This is a genomic window from Blastococcus sp. CCUG 61487 (assembly GCF_005222955.1).
Lineage (GTDB): Bacteria > Actinomycetota > Actinomycetes > Mycobacteriales > Geodermatophilaceae > Blastococcus.
Genome location: NZ_LWUA01000001.1, coordinates 1 through 7670, shown reverse-complemented (window position 1 = coordinate 7670; position 7670 = coordinate 1). Strand labels below are relative to the sequence as shown.

The window sequence follows — 7670 nt, the reverse complement described above, 5'->3', positions numbered from 1 at the left end:
CTGTCTGAGCAGTACAGCTAGACACGGGCCCCATCCAACCAACCCGCCGCGCGGCACCTGCACGCACACGCTCGCCGCGCTTGGCACGATCGGGCGGTGATCGAGCACACGGTCGCCGAGGTCCTGCCCGGCTCCCCCTCCCCCCTCGGCGCGCACTGGGACGGGACGGGCACGAACGTCGCGCTCTGGTCGGCCGGCGCCACGGCCGTGGAGCTGTGCCTGTTCGACCCGGACGGGACCGAGCACCGGCAGCCGCTGACCGAGAGCACCCACCAGGTGTGGCACGGCCGCCTGGCCGGCGTCGGCCCCGGGCAGCGGTACGGCTACCGGGTGCACGGCGCCTACGACCCCGCCTCGGGCCAGCGGTACAACCCGGCCAAGCTGCTGCTGGACCCCTACGCCCGCGCCGTCGACGGCGACCTGACGCTGCACCCCGCGGTGTTCGGGCACGCCGACTCCCCCGACGGTCCGCGCGACGACCGCGACTCCGCGCCCTACGTGCCGCGCGGCGTCGTCGTCCACGAGCTCTTCCCCTGGGACGGCGACCGCCCCCTGCGCACCCCGTGGTCGGACACCGTCATCTACGAGGTGCACGTCAAGGGCGCCACCATGCGCCACCCCGACGTGCCGCCGCACCTGCGCGGGACCTACGCGGGGCTCGCGCACCCCGCGTTCGTCGAGCACCTGCAGCGCCTCGGCGTGACGGCGGTGGAGCTGCTACCGGTGCACCACTTCGTCAGCGAGCCGCACCTGCTGCGCCGCGGGCTGACCAACTACTGGGGCTACAACACGCTGGGCTTCTTCGCCCCGCACGCCGCCTACAGCTCCTCGGGCAGCGGCGGCGAACAGGTCACCGAGTTCAAGACGATGGTCAAGGCGCTGCACGCCGCCGGCATCGAGGTGATCCTGGACGTCGTCTACAACCACACCGCCGAAGGCGACCACACCGGCCCGACGCTGGCGTTCAAGGGCATCGACAACGCCGGCTACTACCGCCTCGACGGCATGGACCCGGCGCGGTACACCGACTACACCGGCTGCGGGAACACCCTCGACGTGCGCCGCTCACCGGTGCTCGGCCTGCTCATGGACTCGCTGCGCTACTGGGTGACCGAGATGCACGTGGACGGCTTCCGGTTCGACCTGGCCCCGGCGCTGGCCCGCTCCACGCACGACGTGGACCGGTTCTCCGCGTTCTTCGACGTGGTGCACCAGGACCCGGTGGTCAGCCAGGTCAAGCTCATCGCCGAGCCGTGGGACGTCGGCCCGGGCGGGTACCAGGTCGGCAACTTCCCGCCGCCGTGGGCGGAGTGGAACGCGCAGTACCGCGACACCGTGCGCGACGTGTGGGCCGGCGCGCACGTCGGGGTGCGCGACCTCGCCTACCGGCTCACCGGCTCCTCGGACCTGTACCGATCCGACGGCCGCCGTCCGTTCGCGTCGATCAACTTCGTGACCGCGCACGACGGCTTCACGATGCGCGACCTGGTCACCTACGAGCGCAAGCGCAACGAGGCCAACGGCGAGGACAACCGGGACGGCGAGAACCACAACCGCGGCTGGAACTGCGGCGTCGAGGGCGAGACCGACGACCCCGCGGTCAACGCGCTGCGGGCGCGGCAGGTGCGCAACCTGCTCGCCACGCTGCTGCTCTCGACCGGCGTGCCGATGCTGACCGCCGGCGACGAGCTCGGCCGCACCCAGCGCGGCAACAACAACGCCTACTGCCAGGACGGCGAGTTGTCCTGGCTGGACTGGGAGCGGGTGGACGAGGACCTGCGGGCCTTCGTCACCCACGCCCTGGCGCTGCGCCGCGGCGCGCCGGTCCTCCGCCAGGAGGCGTTCTTCGAGGGGCACGAGCTACCGGGCACCGGGGGCACCCGCGACCTGGCCTGGTTCGCGCCCGACGGCGGCCAGCTGACCACCCAGGCCTGGTTCGACAACGACCTGCAGACCATCGGCATGTACCTCGACGGCCGGGGCATCCGGCACCGCGACGCGCACGGCCGGCCGGTGGTCGACGACTCCTACGTGGTGCAGCTGCACGCCGGCCCGGACCCGGTGACGGTGGAGCTGCCCGGCGCCCCGTGGGCGGACGGCTACGAGCTGGTGCTCTCGACCGAGTACGCGACCGGCGCGCCGCCCGGGACGACTGTCGTCGCGCCGGGACCGATCGAGCTCCCCGGCCGCTGCGTCTGGCTGCTGCGAGTGCTCCGCCGGCCCTGACCCGGCCTGCGGTTACTCGGCCTGCTCGAAGGTGATGACGGTCCAGCCGAGCAGCAGGCGGTCGCCGTCGCTGAGCGGGTGGGCGACACCGGGCTCGAGCTGGGTCCACTCGGTGGCCTCGGGCCCGGCCACGTGGGTGCCGTTGAGCGAGCCGAGGTCGATGAGCGAGACCTCGTCACCGGAGCGGGTCAGCGCGGCGTGCGCAGAGGAGAGCACGTTCTGGGTGTCCGCGATCGGCACCGGGCGCGCCCCGCCGCTGGTGACCATCTCGTGGTTGTCGGGACGCCGGCCGAGCACCAGGTCCTCGTCGACGGTGACGACCAGGCCGTCGTCGAACCGGAGCACCGGCGCGGCGGTTCCCTCCTCGGGACGCCAGAAGGCGGTCTGCTCGCCCGACTCGGGCGCAGCGGCGGCGGCCCGGCTCGAGCCGGCACCCGAGCCGAACCCGGAGTCCGAGCCGGCGGTGAACGACGAGGGGGCGGCCTGCGCCGGGGCGGCGGCAGCGGGCGCGGCGGCGCCCAGGTGCAGCGTCGCGCCGGAGCCGGGCACGGTGCCCTCGACCAGGTCGAAGGAGACCCCCGGGCTCGACGGCGACTCCGCCGGGCCGGGGCCGACGTACAGGGCGCGGCCGAGCCGGAACCCGGTGGCCAGGGTGCCGCCGTCCACGGAGGAGCCGGACACCGGGACCCCGTCGACGGTCGGGGCGCCCTTGCCGGACCAGAGCGCCACGCCGGTCCCCGCGTCGGGGTCGGTCAGGACGATGGACCAGGAGGCGCTGCCGGAGGCGAGTGATCCCGCCTGCGCGGCCACGGCCGTCAGCACCCGGTCGACGCCCGGGCCGGACAGGCCGAGGCAGGCGTGCAGGGCCGCCACCAGGGCGGGCGAACCGGGGGCGTCGACCCACAGCAGGCCGCCGTCGCGACGGGCGACGACAGCGTCTCCGGGGAGGACTTCGCAGCGGTCGGGCATGGCGTGCAGCCTAGTGATGCACCAGCGGCTTCGGCGCGCGGCCGTACCCGCCACGCCGTACCGGACCGAGGTCACAGGATGCTGGTGGGACTCGTGCGCGCGATGTGCCCCGCGGGACCGGGCCCACGGTGCGCCGGCACACCGTCACGAGGCTGTCGTCACCACGCCCAGCTCGGCCGGGTCGGCCATGTGCTCGGAGTGCGGGAGGACCCGCACGGTGTAGCCGAAGGCCCCCGTGCGCTCCAGCGGGATGGTCGCGGTGAACCAGTGCCGCGAGCCCTCGGAGTGCTCGAGCGCCATCGGGATGGCGGTCACCTCGTGCAGCCCGTCGGCGTCGTCCACCCGGCCGTAGACGGCCTGCACCGCCACGTCGGAGGGCTCCAGGTTCGGCAGCTCCACCTCCGCCCGCAGGCCGAGGGTCGACCCGATCTCGGGGGTGTCGCCGACCCCGGTCGCCTCGACGTGCGCCACCCGCACACCGGGCCACCGCTGCAGCAGGTGCGCCCGCCACCCCGCTTCGGCGCGCGCGGGGGCGTACCCGCCGGCCGCCATCGTCCGGGCCGAACCGGCTGCGGGCACGTACAGCGCCTGGACGTAGTCGCGGATCATCCGGGTGGCCAGCACCTTGGGACCGGTCTCGCGCAGCGTGTGCCGCACCATCTCGACCCACCGGTCGGGCACGCCGTGCTCGTCCCGCTCGTAGAAGCGGGGCAGCACCTGGGCGCTGAGCAGCTCGTAGATGGCCCGGGCCTCGACGTCGTCCCGGCGGTCGGGGTCGTCGATGCCGTCGGCGGTCGGGATCGCCCACCCGTTCTGGCCGTCGAACCACTCGTCCCACCACCCGTCGCGGATGGACAGGTTCAGCCCGCCGTTGAGCGCGGACTTCATGCCGGACGTGCCGCAGGCCTCCAGGGGCCGCAGCGGGTTGTTCAGCCAGACGTCGCAGCCCCAGTAGAGGTAGCGGGCCATGCCGATGTCGTAGCCGGGCAGGAACGCGATCCGGTGCCGGATCTCCGGGTCGTCGGCGAAGCGCACCATCTCCTGGATGAGCCTCTTCCCGCCGTCGTCGGCCGGGTGGCTCTTCCCGGCGATGACCAGCTGCACCGGCCGCTCCGGGTCCAGCAGCAGGGCCTTGAGCCGCTCCGGGTCGCGCAGCATGAGGGTCAGCCGCTTGTAGGACGGCACCCGCCGGGCGAAACCGATGGTGAGGACGTCGGGGTCGAACGCGGTGTCGGTCCAGCCGACCTCGGCCTCGGCGGCGCCGCGGGACAGCGCCGTCTCGCGCAGCCGGCGCCGTACCTCCTCGACCAGCCGCCCGCGCAGCTCCCGGCGGATCCCCCACAGGTCCGCGGCGGGGATGCCGTCGACGCCGTCGAAGACGACCTCGCCGTCCACCGCCGGATCTCCCTGGCTGCTGCGCTGGGTGCCCATCTCGACCAGCTCGCGCGCGGTCCAGGTGGGCGCGTGCACGCCGTTGGTGATCCAGCCGATCGGGACGTCGGCCTCGTCGAAGCCGGGCCACAGGTCGTTGAACATCCCGCGGCTCACGTGCCCGTGCAGCTGGCTGACCCCGTTGGCGCGCTGGCCCAGCCGCAGGCCCATGTGGGCCATGTTGAACTTCGCCGGGTCCTCCTCGGCACCGAGCGCCAGCATCTCGGGCAGGGGCACGCCGAAGCCGGCGAAGTAGCGCTCGATGAGCGCCTTCGGGAAGCGGTCGATGCCGGCCGGCACCGGCGTGTGGGTGGTGAACACCGTGCCGCCGCGCACCGCCTGCAGCGCCTCGGCGAACGACAGACCGTGGGACTCCATCAGCTCGCGGATCCGCTCGATGCCGAGGAAGCCCGCGTGCCCCTCGTTGGCGTGGAACACCTCCGGCGGCGGCGCCCCGGTCAGCCGGCAGTGGGCACGCAGGGCGCGCACGCCGCCGATGCCCAGCAGCATCTCCTGGCGCAGGCGGTGGTCCTCGTCGCCGCCGTAGAGGCGGTCGGTGACGCCTCGCTCGGCCGGCGCGTTCTCCTCGATGTCGCTGTCGAGCAGCAGCAGCGACACCCGGCCGACCTGGGCGCGCCACACGTGCGCGTGCAGGGTGCGCCCCTCCGGCAGCGGCACGGTGATGACGACCGCCGATCCGTCGGCCTCGCGCAGCAGCTTGACCGGCAGGCCGTGCGGGTCCAGCGACGGGTAGTGCTCCAGCTGCCAGCCGTCGGCCGACAGGCTCTGCTCGAAGTAGCCGGCGCGGTAGAGCAGGCCGACGCCGACCAGCGGCACCCCCAGGTCGGAGGCGGCCTTGAGGTGGTCGCCGGCCAGGATGCCGAGCCCGCCGGAGTACTGCGGCAGCACCTCGGTGATGCCGAACTCCGCGGAGAAGTAGGCGATCGCGGCGGGCGCGTCCGTCCCCAGCGACTGGTACCAGCGCGGGGTGGAGAGGTACTGCTTCAGGTCGTCGACGGCGTCCTGCAGCTGCCGCGCGAACTGGCCGTCGCCGGCGAGCAGCGCGAGCCGCTCCGCCGACACCTCACCCAGGACCTTCACCGGGTCGCCACCGCACCGGCGCCACAGCTCGGGGTCGAGCGTCTCGAACAGATCGCGGGTCGGGGGGTGCCAGGACCACCGGAGGTTCATCACGAGCTGGGCGAGGGAGGCCAGGGCCTCGGGCAGCGCCGCACGGACGGTGAACTGACGAAGAGCGCGCACCGATCGAGACTAACCAGGATGCGGCCCGCGCGAGACCCCACGGACGTCAGCCGGCCGCACAGTTCCCATCGCCCACGCGCGTCCCGGCCGACGCAGGCGTCCGCTCCCCGTCCACCGGGTAGATCCGGGCGGCGCCGACCACCCCCACCCTCACCACGGCGCCCGGGGAGCGGTCGGCGCTGCGCTCCCGGACGACGATCTCCCGGTCGCCGTCGGGGCCGGTGAGGCGGACCGTCACCCGGCTGTCGGCACCGGTGAACACCTGCGACGAGACCGTGGCCACCGCACCGTCTTCTTCGCCGAGCCGCACCTGTTCCGGCCGGAGCAGCACCCGGACCGGGGTGCCCGGCGGCGCCGTGGGTCCGGAGACCGGGAGGTGCCCGAGAGCGGTCCACACGCCGTCGACTGTGGTCGAGCCCGGCAGGACGACCACGTCCCCCACGAACCGGGCCACGCCGAGGTCGACCGGCTGCCGGTAGAGCACGGCGGGCGGCGCGGCCTGGACCACCCGCCCGTTGCGGAGCACGGCCACCACGTCGGCGGTCGACAGCGCCTCGGTCCGGTCGTGGGTGACCAGGACCCCGGTCGCTCCGTCCGCGGCGAGCGCCGCGCGCACGTCGGCGCGCAGCTCACCCCGCAGCTCGGCGTCCAGCGCGCTGAAGGGCTCGTCGAGCAGGACCAGAGCCGGCCGCGGGGCCAGCGCCCGGGCCACGGCCACCCGCTGCTGCTGCCCACCGGAGAGCTCGTGCGGCATCCGGCTGCCCAGCCCGCCCAGGCCGACCAGGTCCAGCACCTCCTGGACGCGGCCACTGCGACGCTCGCCGCGGCGCAGCCCGAAGGCCACGTTCGCCTCGACCGACAGGTGCGGGAACAGCGCACCCTCCTGCGGCACGAACCCGATGTGCCGACGCTCCGGGGACAGCTGGCGGGAAGGGTCGGCGACCAGCCGCCCGCCGACCGTCACGGTGCCCGCGTCGAGCCGCTCGAAGCCGGCGACCACGCGCAGCAGCGTGGTCTTGCCGCAGCCGGACGGCCCCAGCACCGCCGTGAGGCTGCCCCGCGGCACGGTCAGGTCGGCGCCGCGGAGCACCGGTTCGGCCCCGAAGGACTTCCACACGCCCGACACCACGAGCCCGGGCTCAGCCACGGCTGCTCTGCCGCCAGATGAGCAGGGCGCTGGGGACGACTGCGAGGAGGACGAGCAGGGCCGCGTACGGCGCCGCCGCCGCGTAGCGACCTACCTCGGTGGTGGCCCACAGGCGCAGAGCGAGCGTCTCGGTCCCCGTGGGGTGCAGGATCAGCGTCGCGGTGAGCTCCTTGAGGCACGAGAGGAAGACCAGCAGCGCCCCAGCGGCGAGGCCGGGCGCGGTCAGCGGGAGGGTGACCCGGCGCAGCACCGCGGCCGGACCGTGGCCGAGGGAGCGGGCCACCTCCTCGAGGGCCGCCGGAGCCTGCGCCGCCGAGGCGCGGATGGCCCCCACGGCCAGCGGGAGGAACAGCACGGCGTAGCAGGCCACCAGCAGTCCGGGAGTGAGGTAGACGCCGGGCGCGTGGCGGATGGTCAGGTAGATCAGCGAGATGGCGACGACGACGGCGGGGACCGCGCGCGGCAGCCAGCTCGCGGCCTCCACCGCGCCGGCCGCGCGTCCGGGGTGGCGACCCGCGAGGAGCCCGACGGGCAGGGCGACGACCACGGTGAGGGCGGCGCCGGCGGTGGCGTATCCGAGCGAGGTACCCGCCGCCGCGACCAGCCGGCCGATGTCCACCTCCCCCGAGCTGCC

At 74.4% G+C, this 7670-nt stretch carries 5 protein-coding genes; 1 reads left to right on the top strand and 4 read right to left on the bottom strand.

What is annotated here, in order from left to right:
• The first annotated feature begins 96 nt into the window (after nt 1-96).
• Nucleotides 97-2226 (top strand): glycogen debranching protein GlgX, encoded by a 2130-nt coding sequence (glgX, locus tag A6V29_RS00025; protein ID WP_212718863.1) that lies wholly within the window; start codon nt 97-99, stop codon nt 2224-2226.
• 12 nt (nt 2227-2238) lie between these two features.
• Here glgX and A6V29_RS00020 read toward each other — a convergent pair whose 3' ends face one another.
• The 4 genes from A6V29_RS00020 to A6V29_RS00005 form a co-directional block, all read right to left on the bottom strand.
• The gene (locus A6V29_RS00020) at nt 2239-3195 is read right to left on the bottom strand and encodes an FHA domain-containing protein (RefSeq protein WP_137158368.1); all 957 of its coding nucleotides are present in this window, start codon (nt 3193-3195) and stop codon (nt 2239-2241) included.
• A 144-nt stretch (nt 3196-3339) separates the two neighbouring features.
• Nucleotides 3340-5889, bottom strand: a complete 2550-nt coding sequence (gene glgP / locus A6V29_RS00015) for an alpha-glucan family phosphorylase (protein ID WP_137158367.1) — start codon at nt 5887-5889, stop codon at nt 3340-3342.
• A 46-nt stretch (nt 5890-5935) separates the two neighbouring features.
• Nucleotides 5936-7036 carry an ABC transporter ATP-binding protein gene (locus A6V29_RS00010; RefSeq protein WP_137158366.1) on the bottom strand — a complete coding sequence of 367 codons (1101 nt, stop codon included), beginning with the start codon at nt 7034-7036 and terminating at the stop codon, nt 5936-5938.
• Nucleotides 7029-7670 (bottom strand): ABC transporter permease (locus tag A6V29_RS00005; RefSeq protein ID WP_137158365.1); only part of this gene is annotated, 642 nt, incomplete at its 5' end. The genes A6V29_RS00005 and A6V29_RS00010, both read right to left, overlap by 8 nt.